The following is a 12,035-nucleotide window of genomic DNA, read 5'->3' as shown; positions in this document are numbered from 1 at the left end:
TCAGCGGCCTCCGACGGTGATGGAATCGACCTTGATGTGCGGTTGCCCCACGGTGACGAAGATGCTGCCGCTCACCGAGCCACAGAAGCCGGCTGCCAGATCGAGATCATCCGCGCACATGGAGATTCGCGGCATCACCTCCTTGGCATCCCCGATCAGCGTGGCGCCCTTCACCGGTTGTCCCAGTTGTCCGTTCTCGATCAGATACCCCTCCTCCACGGCGAAGTTGAACTGACCAGTGGGTCCGACGCTGCCACCACCCATGGCCTTGCAGTAAAGACCGTGATCCACCGACGCGATCAGATCCTCCGGCTTGTGGGGACCGGCATCGATGTAGGTGTTTCTCATGCGACTGGCGGCAGCGAAGGCGTGGCTCTGGCGCCGACCACTGCCGGTTCGACGGTGGCCTGTCCGGAGTTCCCCGGCGCGGTCACTGATGAACCGCTGCAGGATGCCGTTCTCGATCAACACCGTGCGTTCCGGCGCCATGCCTTCGTCGTCCATGGAGAGGGTTCCGAAGGCCCCGTCACTGAGGCCTTCATCAACGGCCGTGACTGCTGGATGGGCGATCAGGGAACCGACGCTGTCCGCGAAGGGGGTGGTGCCCCGTTCGATCTGCGTTGTCTCCAGCAGGTGACCGCAGGCTTCGTGGAAGATCACGCCGCCGAAGCGGTTGGCGAGCACCACCGGCATCTGGCCGGCTTCGACGTATTCAGCCCGAAGCATCTTGCCGGCGCTCTCGCAGACCTCCGTGGCACTCGTCTCGCTGTTCCAGTTGACGAGATCCTCAGGTCGGTCCGTGCTGCCGTAGCGCCGACCGATGCTGGCGCGGTAGTCGCCATCGGCAGCCAGCACCGAGAGTCCGGTGGACTGGTGGAGACGAATGTCCCGCGCGAAGGTGCCGTCCGACGCGGCCACCAGCACCTCCTGCCAATCGCGGGAATAGCTGCCACGACGCACCTGCAGATGCTGGCCGAGGCGCTCCAGATGAGCGGTTCCCTGCTTCAGCCTGTCGCCGGCTGCCGCCATGGAGGGGCAGCGCTGCAACCAGTCTTCTTTGGTCGCGGCATGGTTGATGAGTGCACGCAGACCCTGGAAGCCCGCAGCGGAATCCCGGGTTCCGATCTCCAGCCCAAGCATCGCCAGGGCCTGATCGAGAGCCCTGGTCAGGCCATCCCTCGAGAGGTCGTTGGTGCTCACGAATCCATCCCGCTCGCCGCGGAACACCCTGATTCCAGCGCCGCAGGCGAAGGACGGGTTGACACTGGTGATGTTGTCCTGTTCGGCGAGCAGACCGAGATGATCGGTTCGTTCAGCAAACACCTCGACGAGCGAGGCCCCGGCCGAAACGCCCCGCTGGAGAAGGTCCTCCAGCAGTGCGGCTCCGTTGGTCGTGAAAAGAGCGGCGGTCAAGTGCGTTGTCGTGAGAAGAAGCCCGTCAGCGGACGGCGGGCTGGAAACGATCACTGGGGATCGGGGACATCAGGAACAATTTCGCCATCACGGAGACGTTGCCGATCCAGTGGGGGAGCTTGCGGATCAGACGCACAGGCGCAGGGGACGTGCCGGCATCCGCAGCCTGAAGAGCTGCGTTGTTACTGACCAACTGCTCGAGGCGCTCCCAGAACTTGTCATTGCGCACATCGAGCACGACCGGGAAAACGCGGGCCGAGGTCTCGTTCGTCTTGTCGATCACCATGCGGTCGTAGGTGCGGGCGTCCAGGCCGAGTGACTCGTAGAACTCCTTGCGGGCCACATCACGCACATACATGGTGGCGAACACAGCCAGCAGGAAGAACCGGCACCACAGCCTGGCGATGGGGCCACGCACGGTGTCGGGCTGAGCCTTCATCAGGGCGTCGAAGAAATCACCATGGCGGTTCTCGTCCTGACACCAGTTCTCGAAGAAGTTGAAGATCGGGAAGATCTTGCTGTCCGGGTTCTTCTCCAGGTGCCGGTAGATGGCGATGTAACGCCAGTAGCCGATCTTCTCTGACAGGTAGGTGGCGTAGAAGATGAACTTGGGTTTGAAGAAGGTGTACTTCTTGCTGGCCGTCAGGAACCCGAGGTCGAGCTGAACCCCGAAATCACTCATCGCCTTGTTGAGGAAGCCGGCGTGGCGGGCCTCATCGCGGGCCATGTGGGCAAAGCACTCGGCGAGAAGAGGGTTCTTCTGCTTGATCCGACGGCTCAGCTCCTTGTAGAGGAGGAAGCCGGAGAATTCAGACGTGCAGCTCTGCTCGAGAAATTCAACGAAGACCTGTCGTGTTTCAGGGTCGAGTTTCTCGGCGGCCCCGTCGAACTCGTCGTTGCGGACGAAATGGTGACGGTTGTAATCCTTGCGGAATTCTTCACAGATCGCTTCGAGTTCCGCCTCGTTCGGGCGCAGGTCCATGGCGGCCATGGCCTCGAAATCGGTGGTGTAAAACCGCGGAGTGAGGATTGTGTCCTTGACGGGCTCCTTGACGGCGACAGCACTCTCGGCTGTCTGCTCGGCCATGGCGGTGGGAGGGACCATCAGCTCCGGTACAAGGTGTCATCCAATGTAGGGGTGACACCGTGATCTCCGTCGCGCTTCAGTTCCCGCCCAGCCATTTCTGACCGTTCAGACGCTGCAGAAGCCTGGACACGAGCAGAGCAAGTGACATCCGCTTCTCATCGATCAGGAAGGACTCCAGCAGGGTCGGGTCGCTGCCCGGGTCCGCCAGGGTGATGGTCTTTCCGCTGGCAATGTCCTCGCTGTTGAAACACAGCCAGAAGCGACGGTCACCAGGCAGTTCCCCGACCACCATCGGGCAGGTGCCTCCGACCACCGGTCGTTCGCCTGTGACCAGCTCAAGCCGGTCCGGGTCGATGGCGTGATCCTTGAGCTGGCTGCTGACCGCGGGCAGAAACTCCTCGCGCATGAACAGCTCGAATGGTTTGTCCTCCGGTTTGGGAGGTTTGGCCTTCGGCTTCGGTTTCGCCTGCGCTTCGGCTTCAGCAGGGGTGTCGCTCACCGGATCCAAATCTCTGCGGGAACTTTAGGCAGCCCCGGAGGTGCCTCACCAATCGCGGTCGGGATCCTGATCCCAGTCCGACGTATCGCTGTCGCTCGGTCGCGACCTGACGCGCTCGGGTTGCTGAATCACCCGGTAGGCGACAGCAACGGTGGGTGCCGGCTCCCGGATGTCCCGTTCGGGCATCGACGGGCTCGGCTGTGGAGGTTGCGGTTCCCGCTCGAGGTTCTCGACGGCACGATGGACCTGACGGCGCAGGGGCTGGCGGGACGGCCTCAGCAGCATGGTCGTGCCCGCCGCCAGAGCGGCGCCCGTGGAGGCGGCCAGAGCCGTCCAGGCTCCGATCGGCAGGGGTGGCGTGCGCCAGATGAGCAGTTGCAGCCGAACCGGTGTTCCGCGCGTCAGCGCAGACAGCACGATCACGATCACGAACGGTGCCAGGCAGGGCAGCAGCAGCAGTCTCTGCAACGCGGTCATGCGACAGGGCCCTGCCAGCGATCGAGCGGACCGAGATCCTCCTCAAGACCATCCAGCAGGCGGATCACGAGGAAATCGACCATGTCATCCAGGCTTTCCGGCCGTGTGTACCAGGCAGGAATCGGAGCTGCAATGCGTGCCCCGGCTTCCGCAAGGGCCGTGAGATTGCGCAGATGAATCAGGTTGAACGGCATTTCGCGAGGAGCGATCACCAGCGGGCGTCCTTCCTTGAGATGCACATCGGCGCAGCGTTCGATGAGATCCATCGCCACACCGGCACGGATGCGACCAACCGTGCCCATGCTGCAGGGAAGGATCAGCATGGCCCGTGTGCGGAAACTGCCGCTGGCGATCGAGGCGCTCTGATCGTTCCAGCGATGGCACACCAGCCCACCCGCTGATTCCTTGAGATGCTCGCGCCAGAAGCGTTCCTGCTCATCGGGTGCCACTGGGATCCTCAGTCCCTGCTCGGCGCGGAACACCTCGTGGGCTCCGCGGCTCAGCACCAGATGAACATCGCGGCCGCGTCGCAACAGCAGCTGCAGAGCCCGCTCCGCCAGCGGCTGCGCGGATGCGCCGGTCACCGCAAGGACGTAGGGATGCATGGTCAGGCGTTGCTGAGGGTGACCGGAATCGGTGTGATGCCGGTGTCCTCCGCTTCCGGCGCCGGCAAGGGTTCGGCGATCACGTCCAGATCGATCTGATTGCGCAACACGTCGACTTTGATCACGCGCACCCGAACGCTGTCACCGAGTTGATACACGCGGCGAGTCTTGCGTCCGACAAGACGGTTCTGGCGCGATCGGTATTCATACCAATCATCGTTCAGGGAGCTGACGTGCACGAGCCCTTCAACCCGTGTCGGCCCCACCTCGACAAAGAATCCGTAGCTCTGCACACCACTGATTCGGCCTTCGGTTTCGCTGTCCACCAGCGGCTCGGCGGATCGTGCCTGAACCATGTTCACCAGATCCCGTTCAAGCTCATGAATCTGACGACGGCGGCTGTTCAGTCTCTGAACGAAGCGTTCCGTGCAGATCCCCTGCAGTTTCTCCTCCTGGGACGCCGTGAACAGTGGCCAGCTCAGCGCTTCGCCGCATCCGCGTTCCCCGAGGGTGAGACGGGTCTTGTGGCGCACGGTCGGCCGATCCTTGCCGTCCTGGAGCAGGCAGACCAGCACCTGCTGGTTGGCGAGGTGGGCATAGCTGAGGCCTGCGCAGCACCATGGGACCTCGGCGACCAGAGGATCTGTCGCTTTCTCGCCACTGGCGGCCGATGCGGTGGATTCCTCGGCTTCCGCCGGCACCGGGGCCAGGCCGGCAACGGCGAACACCGGTTGCGGCAGGGCATGGCTGAGCTGTTGCTCCAGCACACGTCGATGGGCTGACTCGGTGAAGCCTGCGAGCAGTTCCTGAGCGGATGGGCTGCCCTCTTCATCGAGTTCCAGCGGCAGATCGAGGGCGATCGCGGTCTTCGCTACATCCGTCAGAACAGCGGGATCCGGTTCCCCGCTCTGCAGAACGATGCCCGGCAGCTGAAGCGACTCACGATGCTGTGCCCAGGCCCGGTTGGCGGCACGCAGCAGCGGCTGCAGCAGCGACTGTGGGTCCTGTGGAGCCATGGCATCGACCCAGCGATGCCGCAGCCCTGTGGGATCGGCCCAGATCAGGTCTCCGAGCGCTTCCATCTCCGGCAGCTGCAGATCCAGTTGCACCACGCCGGACTGACGCTCGCGATCCATCAGACAGCGGGCACAGAACTGCAGTGTCTCCAGCTGTCCGAGGTGGTCCTTGATCGACTTGAGCGCGGTAGGGAGACTGCGGCTTCTGGGCTTGCGCTCCGCCAGCGCCTTCATCTGCTCCGTGGACACCGTCGCCGCCGGACGGATGGTGCTGAGCATGAAGGTCCAGTCCGTGACCTCTCCCGTCGCGGAGACATCGAGGCGCACCGTGATCGCCTCGGCCGTTTCCCCTGAAACGAAGCTTCCGGCCTTGCTGAGAGCTGGTGTGAGCAGCGGTTGCCAGGCGTTCCCGAGGCAGAGAGCTTCCACCTGATCGCGCAACCACAGATCCAGACTGTTTCCGCTGCCGATCCGTTCGGCGACCGTGGGCGCATGCACCCAGAGCCGGCTCCCGCCCTCATGGGCTTCGACGTGAACGGCGGGCAGCCCGGGGGCGTCCTCGACGGACCAGCTGCGCAGCAGCAGACAGGGCTGATCACTGAGATCGGTGCGTCCCTTCGTGGCTGGAGCCTTGGCGGATCCACGCGGCGCGGCCTGCCGGTGATGCAGTCCCGCCTTGGTGAGCAGCAGTTCCCGATCGGCCGCAGGGCCCCCGTTCAGGGGAAGCGGACGCGCCACATGACCGACAGCCGCATGCTGAGCCACCGGGTAGCGATCGACCTGAACCTCCACAACAGAGGTTGGTTTGTCTTCCTGGAGATGCTCTCCAGCTTCTTTCGGCAACTGAATGCTGGCCAGCAGCCGGTCGTCGAGGGGAACGGCCACCAGCTGGTCGTCCTGACGTTCCACCTGCGCCAGCAGCGAGGTGGTGCTGCGTTCGAGGATGCACTGAACACCTCCCTCCGGTGATCGTCGTCGCCCGCCTTCTCGGGTGATTCGCACAAGCACGCGATCACCGTTCCAGGCGTGATTGAGCTGATGGTCGCGGATGTAGATGTCATCCCCGCCGTCATGACGGATGGCGAAGCAGAAGCCTTTGCTGCTGCAGCGAAGCCGGGCATCGATCAGCTGATCGTTTTCACAACGGATGACACCACCGTCGTCCAGGATCGCGACCACCCCGATCCTTCCGAGGGCGTCGAGGGCGAGATCCAGGCACTGCTTTTCGCTCTGCTTGGTGAGCTTGAGGCTCTTGGCCAGCTTCGGTGGCTCGACAGCTGCATCGATGGACAGCTGATCGAGCAGGTCGGCGACCGTGAACTTCATCGGGAATCGGGAAAAGACCGGCCGTCAGGACCGGGGGAAGGTGACGCGGAGCGGGCCACCGGTGGGGTGGACCATGCAGCGAACTCCAGGCCATTGCGACTTTAGGAGTCGGCGGGTCCCTCCTTCTCCTCCAGCAGGTTTGCGCCGCGAAGTGCTGGCCAGAGCAGACGGGTTCCGATCACCAGGAATCCGATGGAGGCAGCCAGCTGAAGCAGATCAGCGGGGATCATGGTGGCCATCGACCCTCCTGCCAGAGCTCCGAGAAGACTGGCCAGCACAAGGGCGGACGACGATCCCAGGAAGACAGCGAACGGACGGTCGGAGGTTCCACTGAGCGCCACGGTGGCCAACTGGGTCTTGTCCCCCAGCTCCGCCAGGAAGACCGTCACGAAGGTGGACAGAAGCAGCGCGAGGTCCATGGCTCAGAACATGGGGTGGGTGATCAGCAGCGCGCGTGCCGCCTGCAGACCGAGCCAGAGGCCGAGGCTCACCATCAGCACGCCGGCCATCAGTTGCAGCCGTTCCGGAGGCAGCACCTTGGACAACCACTGGCCCACGAGCACCCCAACGAGGCTGGATGCGATGAGCGCCAGGGCAGCACCGAGGAAGACCAGCCAGGGCGAGCCTGACTGAGCGGCGAGGAGCAGGGTCGCCAGCTGCGTCTTGTCCCCGAGCTCCGCCAGGAAAACCGTGGTGAAACTGCTGATCAGAACCGTCAGAAACGGGGGCCGAGCGGACTCAGTCATCGCCGGGGGTGGACCTGCGCAGGGCTCGGTCAAACCTACGCAGGACACGGCTACGTCCTCCATAGACGGATCGGATCTGCTGGCGGCAGCAGCTCACAGCGAACTCCTCGAGGTCGGAGTCGCTCACGTGGAACAGGCCTCCGAGCTGCTGGACCCGGCAGAAATCCGGTCGCGTCTCATAGATGCGACAACGGCGGCCGCCGCTGTCGTAGTTGATGCACCAGCCATCTGGCCCCACCATCGACAGATATTCACGGCGTTGATCCTCACTGAGGGCCTCCAGCGCCTCGCCCCGTTCCTCCGGGCAGAGCCGGCAGCACGCTCCGCACTGGCTGATGCAGGTCCAGCTCCCGAGCACCCCGTTCATCGGGCTCGCTGTGACAAGCAATCACAGAGCTTCACCCCTCGTGGACCCGCAGGTCCGCAGGCCCCGTAGCCTGGGTTGCCAATCGTCGTCTGACAGCGCTTCCGAACCATGGGCATCGACATCCATCTGATCGCCAATTTCGCCGCCCTTGCGCTGATCACTCTCGCCGGCCCAGCTGTGATCTTCATCCTCTTCTATCGCCGCGGCGCCCTCTGAGCCCTGCTCAGGGCCTCAGTCCAAGGGCCAGGCTCGCCTCCTCGAGAAGGTGCAGAACCTGTCCGTTCTGAGCGAGAGGGTCCTGGCAGTTCAGCGGTTCCTCCGCGGGCACGCGTGCCTCGATCGAGCGTCCCTGGTCGTTGCTGAGGGTCAGACCTTCCCCGTTCCTGGCGGCGATGTACCGGTTGGTTCCTCGGCAGAGCGTGATGCAGTCGCTGTGCGGTCTGAGTGCTTTCACATCGAGTTGAAGCCGTTGCTCCCCCTGCCACCGATTGAGGTTGATCCGGAAGGCCACATCACAGCGGCTGGGAACGGAACGCTGGTCTGACCAGCGCCAGGCGACAGCCCTTCGTTCGGCGGGTCCCTGGCTCAGCTTCAGAGCCAGATGACCACCGTTCATGGTGCGTGATTCCGTCACCCGACAGTCCCTTGACCAGAAGAGGGGCGTCTCATGGCCGATGCCGAAGGGCTCCAGGCGCTGCAGCGCACTCCAGAGATCCCAGTTCACCTGTTCAAGGCTCAGCAGGGCATCGGGGCGGATGGGAATGCCCTGTCCCTGACGGCTCAGCCAATCCTCCGCCAGGGAGTTGAGCCGTTCCTGGAGCGGATGCACCTGCTCCGCCGCCACGGTGAAGCCACCGGCTGCCGGATGACCTCCGAAACGTTCCAGCAAGTCACTGCAGCTGTTCAGGGCGGCATCCACGGCAAATCCGGATGGTGCCCGCACGGAGGCCCGCAGGCGGCCATCCCCCTCTCCCGCGAGCAGGGCGGCCGGCCGGTGATATCGCTCAACCAGGCGCGCCGCCACAATGCCGATGACGCCGTGATGCCAGTGACCCTGCGCCAGCAACAGGAACGGCGGCACTGATCCCCGGTCTGCTTCCACAAGTGCCACGGCTTCGGCTTCGATGGCATTGCACAGATCCCGGCGCTGCCGGTTGTAATCGTCACAACGGCGTGCCAGAGCCATGGCCGCTTCAGGGTCCTCAACCGTCAGCAGGTCCACCACAAGGCTCGGTTCCCCGAGGCGCCCCACGGCGTTGATTCTCGGAGCGATCTGAAACCCGATGTCATCGCTGCGCAGCGGTCGGTCACCAAGCCCTGAAAGGCGTTGAAGCGCCTGAATCCCTTCACATCGACTGCGGTGCAGTTGTCTCAGCCCGTCCCGCAGCCAGCGACGGTTCGCTCCGGTGAGGGGAGCCATGTCGGCCACGGTGCCGATGCAGAACAGATCCCGGGCCGTCGCAACCGCTTCCGGACGCTTCAGTCGCGATGCCACCGCCTCCGCCAGAACGTAGGCCAGTCCGACGCCTGCCAGTCCTCGGTAGGGCGAGCTTTCGGGGGTTGTGGCCGGATGAATCAGCGCTGCCATCGGCGGTCGCTGCTCGGGAATCGTGTGGTGATCGGTGACGATCACCTCCACATCGAGTTCGATCGCCTTTTCCAGTGCCGCAACCGCTGCAACTCCGTTGTCAACGGTCACCAGCAGTCGGATCCCCTTGGCCTGCAGGCGTTCGACCATGCCGGTGTTGAGCCCGTAACCGTCATCCATCCGCGAAGGGATCGCTGCCACAGCGTCCGCTCCAAGGGGGCGGAGGGCGCGAATCAGCAGGGCTGTGCTCGTCATCCCATCGGCGTCGTAATCCCCGCAGATCGCCAGTGATTCACCGCCTCTGCAGGCCCGCGCCAAGCGTGCTGCCGCTGTTGCTAGATCCGGGAACTCCTGTTCCGGATCCGGAAGATCCGGCGGATCGAGCAGGTGTTCCGCTGCTTCCACCGTTTGGATGCCCCGACGTTGCAGCAGGCTCCGCAATGGCAAGGGCAGATCCACCTCCGCCAGCGGGGACGGTGTGATCACCTCCGGCAGGGACCAGCTCCACAGAGGTGAATGGTGCGTCAACGTCGGCCGCGATCGTGTGCTGAGATGCTCGTGCATTGTGCGTCCGACGGCACGTCGGCACCGGCGATGGCTGAGTTGCGCGGCGTGTTCTGGGATGTGGACGGAACCCTGGCGGACACCGAGATGGATGGCCATCGCCCCGCCTTCAACCAAGCGTTCGAGGACCTCGGTCTCCCCCTTCACTGGACTCCGGAGCACTACGCCGATCTGCTCTCCGTTCCAGGAGGGATGGCCCGTGTCAGGTTCTCTGCCCGGCAGCAGGGCGTCAGCCTTGATGATGACCTGCTTCAGACACTTCGTGCCCGCAAGCGGGATCGTTACCTGGAACGCTGCCGTTCCGGCCATGTGCGCTGGCGGCCGGGCGTGCTGCGACTGCTCCGGGAGTTGGACTGCGCCGGTGTGCAGCAGTGGATCGTCACCTCCAGCGGCCGTGGGTCGGTCAGCGCGTTGCTGTCCGGTGGTGGCGACGGACCATGGCCGTTCCAGGGCATCATCACGGCTGATGACGTGCCTGAGGGCAAACCATCGCCTGCCGGTTATCTCCACGCTTTGCAGGCCAGTGGCCTCAGTGCCCAGGAAGGGCTGGCCCTGGAGGATTCGGCGGCTGGACTCCAGGCGGCCAGAGCCTCGGGCCTCCCCTGCCTGCTGACGCCCTCTCCATGGGACCGGGACCTTCACCAGCTGCATGGGCTGGCCGTTGCCGTTCTCGACCATCTCGGTGAACGGGAGCGGCCTGCTCACCAATGCTGGGGGCCCCCTTGCCCGCAGGGGCTGGTGACGCTGGAGTACCTGAAGTTTCTTCTGGATCCACCGGAGTGATGCGTTCTTACCAGACCACGCGTCTCGCCGGGGTTCAGGGTCGTTTCGGGGCGCGTCTCAGCCAGTCTTTCGCTGGGCCCTGGTGGCGGCGCAGCCTCTCACTGATCGCTTTGTTGCTCGGATTCCTTTCAGGATCCGTGGCCACTGTTCATCTGGTGAACGCCGTATCGATGCGAACGTTCGCTGGGCTTCTCGTGCTGGCTATGTGTGAAGCCCTTGTGTTCTTCCGCCGCCGTGTCCGCCAGGAGCCGCTGCCACTCTCCTGGACGCTTCTGGACAATGGCCGGATGGGACTGGTCTACGGAATCGTGCTGGAGGCGTTCAAGGTTGGATCCTGAAGCACCGAGGGATCTGCCGCAGGCGGATCTGATCGCACTGCTTGAACATCTCGGGGATGTTGACCCTCAAGGCTGGGAGAAGCGCTGGCGTAATCGCTCCGCAACCGATCTCGCATCGGATGCCTGGGCCCGCGGTGCATCGGCCGACTGGTTGTGGGCGCTCGGGCTGCCTCTGCTGACCCTGGCTGAACAGCTTGAGAACCGTGGAACACGCCATCTCATCGGCCTCAGCGCCCTGCCGGGTTGTGGCAAATCCAGTCTCGGACGCTGGTTGGAGGGAGCCGCATCTCAGCTGGGGCTGTCGTTGCAGGTGGTGTCCATCGACGATTTCTATCTCGATGCGGCCGGTCTCGATCTGGCGATGCAGGGCAACCCCTGGGGAGTGCCCCGGGCCTTGCCTGGAAGCCATGATCTGCCTCTGCTGCTGGATCGCCTCAGTGCCTGGAGGCAGGGGGAACAGCCCAACCTTCCGATGTTCGACAAGGCACTCCGAAAGGGGCGCGGGGACCGCTGCGGCTGGCGTCCGTGCCCGGCGCGGATTCTGCTGCTGGAAGGTTGGTTCGTGGGCTGTGAACCCCTGGCCGCCGGGCAACCGATATCGGCGGGTTCAGAGCATCTGCTTCCTCCCCTCAGTGCGGAGGAACTCCGGTACCGCCACATCGTGCAGGACCAGCTGCGCACCTACGCCCCGGTCTGGTCGAGCCTTGATGCGCTCTGGCAGCTTCAGGCCCTGGACTTCACATCCTCCAGGCTCTGGAAGCAGGATCAGGAGGCCACGATGAAGCAGACGAGCGGTGTCTCCCTGGATCGCAGGGAGCTGGAAGGCTTCACCCGGATGATCATGGCCGCCATTCCCGCCGTGAGCTTCCAGCTTCCATCCGCTGATGTGGTTTTCGAAATCGATGTTGAGAGGCGGCTCCGCCGCATCCGCATCAGACCGGATCAGCTCTCCTCGTCGTCGGTATCGCGGACGGGGTAGACGAATCCCTGGGCCCGACCGCTCAGCACCGATTTGCCGATCGACATGGCTCGCTGGGCAGCGACCGCCGCTTTGGCTTTCCAGGTGGCATGGCGCTGGTTGCGCTTGGCCTTGGATGTCTTCTTCTTCGGGACGGCCATTGCGGCTTCTTTATCTCCAAACGGGGATTGTCCCGCCTGGAGATGCCCGGCGTCAAATCGCTAGTCTCATGACAGAGCAGAGATGTCGTGAGTTCAGGTTCGAGCGC

General features: G+C 64.1%; 15 protein-coding genes. 4 read left to right on the top strand and 11 right to left on the bottom strand.

The window, feature by feature from the left end:
* The 9 genes from SynA15127_RS06820 to SynA15127_RS06780 all read right to left on the bottom strand — a co-directional run bounded on the left by SynA15127_RS06820 (position 1) and on the right by SynA15127_RS06780 (position 7,536).
* The gene (locus SynA15127_RS06820) at positions 1 to 1,413 is read right to left on the bottom strand and encodes a TldD/PmbA family protein (RefSeq protein ID WP_186483426.1); all 1,413 of its coding nucleotides are present in this window, start codon (positions 1,411 to 1,413) and stop codon (positions 1 to 3) included.
* A gap of 25 nt (positions 1,414 to 1,438) precedes the next feature.
* Entirely contained in the window at positions 1,439 to 2,518 is a 1,080-nt protein-coding gene (gene acsF / locus SynA15127_RS06815) for a magnesium-protoporphyrin IX monomethyl ester (oxidative) cyclase (RefSeq protein ID WP_186483425.1), read from the bottom strand.
* Positions 2,519 to 2,576: 58 nt separating this feature from the next.
* Positions 2,577 to 2,999 (bottom strand): DUF2996 domain-containing protein, encoded by a 423-nt coding sequence (locus SynA15127_RS06810; protein WP_186483424.1) that lies wholly within the window; start codon positions 2,997 to 2,999, stop codon positions 2,577 to 2,579.
* Positions 3,000 to 3,044: 45 nt separating this feature from the next.
* A complete protein-coding gene (locus SynA15127_RS06805; protein WP_186483423.1) occupies positions 3,045 to 3,476 on the bottom strand; it encodes a hypothetical protein in 432 nt (143 codons plus the stop codon).
* Positions 3,473 to 4,081, bottom strand: a complete 609-nt coding sequence (locus SynA15127_RS06800) for a flavin prenyltransferase UbiX (RefSeq protein ID WP_043691185.1) — start codon at positions 4,079 to 4,081, stop codon at positions 3,473 to 3,475. The genes SynA15127_RS06805 and SynA15127_RS06800 overlap by 4 nt, the downstream gene beginning before the upstream one ends.
* Positions 4,082 to 4,083: 2 nt before the next feature.
* On the bottom strand, positions 4,084 to 6,423 hold the full coding sequence (locus SynA15127_RS06795) for an RNB domain-containing ribonuclease (protein ID WP_186483422.1): 2,340 nt from the start codon (positions 6,421 to 6,423) through the stop codon (positions 4,084 to 4,086).
* 101 nt (positions 6,424 to 6,524) lie between these two features.
* Entirely contained in the window at positions 6,525 to 6,842 is a 318-nt protein-coding gene (locus tag SynA15127_RS06790; protein ID WP_186483421.1) for a TMEM165/GDT1 family protein, read from the bottom strand.
* A gap of 3 nt (positions 6,843 to 6,845) precedes the next feature.
* A complete protein-coding gene (locus tag SynA15127_RS06785; RefSeq protein ID WP_186483420.1) occupies positions 6,846 to 7,169 on the bottom strand; it encodes a TMEM165/GDT1 family protein in 324 nt (107 codons plus the stop codon).
* Positions 7,162 to 7,536, bottom strand: coding sequence for a YkgJ family cysteine cluster protein (locus SynA15127_RS06780; protein WP_186485621.1), 375 nt, complete (start codon positions 7,534 to 7,536; stop codon positions 7,162 to 7,164). The genes SynA15127_RS06785 and SynA15127_RS06780 overlap by 8 nt, the downstream gene beginning before the upstream one ends.
* Positions 7,537 to 7,644: 108 nt before the next feature.
* Here SynA15127_RS06780 and psb30 point away from each other — a divergent pair, with 108 nt between their 5' ends.
* On the top strand, positions 7,645 to 7,752 hold the full coding sequence (psb30, locus tag SynA15127_RS06775) for a photosystem II reaction center protein Ycf12/Psb30 (RefSeq protein WP_043691176.1): 108 nt from the start codon (positions 7,645 to 7,647) through the stop codon (positions 7,750 to 7,752).
* A 7-nt stretch (positions 7,753 to 7,759) separates the two neighbouring features.
* Here psb30 and recJ read toward each other — a convergent pair whose 3' ends face one another.
* Positions 7,760 to 9,688: a single-stranded-DNA-specific exonuclease RecJ gene (recJ, locus tag SynA15127_RS06770; protein WP_186483419.1), complete on the bottom strand. Its 1,929-nt coding sequence runs from the start codon at positions 9,686 to 9,688 to the stop codon at positions 7,760 to 7,762.
* A 30-nt stretch (positions 9,689 to 9,718) separates the two neighbouring features.
* On the opposite strand from recJ, the gene SynA15127_RS06765 reads away from it, so the two are divergent.
* Genes SynA15127_RS06765 through SynA15127_RS06755 form a run of 3 tightly spaced genes read left to right on the top strand, consistent with a single transcriptional unit; the run spans position 9,719 to position 11,788 of the window.
* A complete protein-coding gene (locus SynA15127_RS06765) occupies positions 9,719 to 10,471 on the top strand; it encodes an HAD-IA family hydrolase (RefSeq protein ID WP_186485620.1) in 753 nt (250 codons plus the stop codon).
* Positions 10,471 to 10,809, top strand: coding sequence for a DUF565 domain-containing protein (locus SynA15127_RS06760; protein ID WP_186483418.1), 339 nt, complete (start codon positions 10,471 to 10,473; stop codon positions 10,807 to 10,809). The genes SynA15127_RS06765 and SynA15127_RS06760 overlap by 1 nt, the downstream gene beginning before the upstream one ends.
* Positions 10,799 to 11,788 (top strand): phosphoribulokinase, encoded by a 990-nt coding sequence (locus SynA15127_RS06755; RefSeq protein ID WP_186483417.1) that lies wholly within the window; start codon positions 10,799 to 10,801, stop codon positions 11,786 to 11,788. The genes SynA15127_RS06760 and SynA15127_RS06755 overlap by 11 nt, the downstream gene beginning before the upstream one ends.
* Here SynA15127_RS06755 and rpmF read toward each other — a convergent pair.
* Positions 11,752 to 11,928 (bottom strand): 50S ribosomal protein L32, encoded by a 177-nt coding sequence (rpmF, locus tag SynA15127_RS06750; RefSeq protein WP_043691166.1) that lies wholly within the window; start codon positions 11,926 to 11,928, stop codon positions 11,752 to 11,754. The two genes, SynA15127_RS06755 and rpmF, sit on opposite strands and share 37 nt — an antisense overlap.
* Positions 11,929 to 12,035 lie beyond the last annotated feature (107 nt).

This window comes from Synechococcus sp. A15-127 (assembly GCF_014280215.1).
Classification (GTDB): domain Bacteria; phylum Cyanobacteriota; class Cyanobacteriia; order PCC-6307; family Cyanobiaceae; genus Parasynechococcus.
The sequence above is the reverse complement of the archived record's forward strand: the minus strand, read 5'-3'. Positions and strand labels throughout refer to the sequence as shown.

Excerpts from the sequence above, each read along its gene's own strand:
- acsF (WP_186483425.1), bottom strand. The coding sequence starts at position 2,518 with ATGGTCCCTCCCACCGCCATGGCCGAGCAGACAGCCGAGAGTGCTGTC.
- SynA15127_RS06805 (WP_186483423.1), bottom strand. The coding sequence starts at position 3,476 with ATGACCGCGTTGCAGAGACTGCTGCTGCTGCCCTGCCTGGCACCGTTC.
- SynA15127_RS06800 (WP_043691185.1), bottom strand. The coding sequence starts at position 4,081 with ATGCATCCCTACGTCCTTGCGGTGACCGGCGCATCCGCGCAGCCGCTG.
- SynA15127_RS06795 (WP_186483422.1), bottom strand. The coding sequence starts at position 6,423 with ATGAAGTTCACGGTCGCCGACCTGCTCGATCAGCTGTCCATCGATGCA.
- SynA15127_RS06790 (WP_186483421.1), bottom strand. The coding sequence starts at position 6,842 with ATGGACCTCGCGCTGCTTCTGTCCACCTTCGTGACGGTCTTCCTGGCG.
- SynA15127_RS06785 (WP_186483420.1), bottom strand. The coding sequence starts at position 7,169 with ATGACTGAGTCCGCTCGGCCCCCGTTTCTGACGGTTCTGATCAGCAGT.
- SynA15127_RS06780 (WP_186485621.1), bottom strand. The coding sequence starts at position 7,536 with ATGAACGGGGTGCTCGGGAGCTGGACCTGCATCAGCCAGTGCGGAGCG.
- psb30 (WP_043691176.1), top strand. The coding sequence starts at position 7,645 with ATGGGCATCGACATCCATCTGATCGCCAATTTCGCCGCCCTTGCGCTG.
- recJ (WP_186483419.1), bottom strand. The coding sequence starts at position 9,688 with ATGCACGAGCATCTCAGCACACGATCGCGGCCGACGTTGACGCACCAT.
- SynA15127_RS06765 (WP_186485620.1), top strand. The coding sequence starts at position 9,719 with ATGGCTGAGTTGCGCGGCGTGTTCTGGGATGTGGACGGAACCCTGGCG.
- SynA15127_RS06760 (WP_186483418.1), top strand. The coding sequence starts at position 10,471 with ATGCGTTCTTACCAGACCACGCGTCTCGCCGGGGTTCAGGGTCGTTTC.
- rpmF (WP_043691166.1), bottom strand. The coding sequence starts at position 11,928 with ATGGCCGTCCCGAAGAAGAAGACATCCAAGGCCAAGCGCAACCAGCGC.